At 56.4% G+C, this 440-nt stretch carries 1 protein-coding gene; it reads right to left on the reverse strand.

All coding sequences use genetic code 11. The features are described from left to right. Positions 1-96: single-stranded DNA-binding protein (locus tag H0X90_RS35380; protein ID WP_196438442.1), on the reverse strand; the 96-nt coding region annotated here is incomplete at its 3' end. Between the last annotated feature and the right edge of the window lie 344 nt (positions 97-440).

The following is a 440-nucleotide window of genomic DNA, read 5'->3' on the forward strand; positions in this document are numbered from 1 at the left end:
ATTGACCACTGCGCCCCCGTTGGGCATGTAACGCACTTCCGGGTCCTGTCCCAGATGTCCAACCAGAATGACTTTGTTAACGCCACGTGCTGCCATGATGAATCTCCTTAATCCGTTGTTTTGCCTTTTAAAACCATCACCCGTTGAGTTGCCGGGGCCGCGGTTTTGACGTTTTGCGGGAACCTGCTGAACCTGCCCCCTGGATATAACCTTCACCCGTTTGAGAGCCGTTCGCCGCGAGGGCGTAAACGAGCACGGCCCGGTGCAGAGGTCGGGGGGTGAGCGGGAAATTTTTTTCGGTCTAATGAAGCGCAGCGGAATGGCCGGGAAAAATTTATTGCGAAAGGCTCTGCCGTCCCCTGGACAGCAAGACGGGTTGTGCTTGTCTCAGCCCCGGCGAATGGACTCAAACGGGTGATACGGGTACCAGGGGAAAGGAG

It is taken from the genome of Burkholderia sp. 9775_39 (assembly GCF_015712225.1).
Lineage (GTDB): Bacteria > Pseudomonadota > Gammaproteobacteria > Burkholderiales > Burkholderiaceae > Burkholderia > Burkholderia cenocepacia.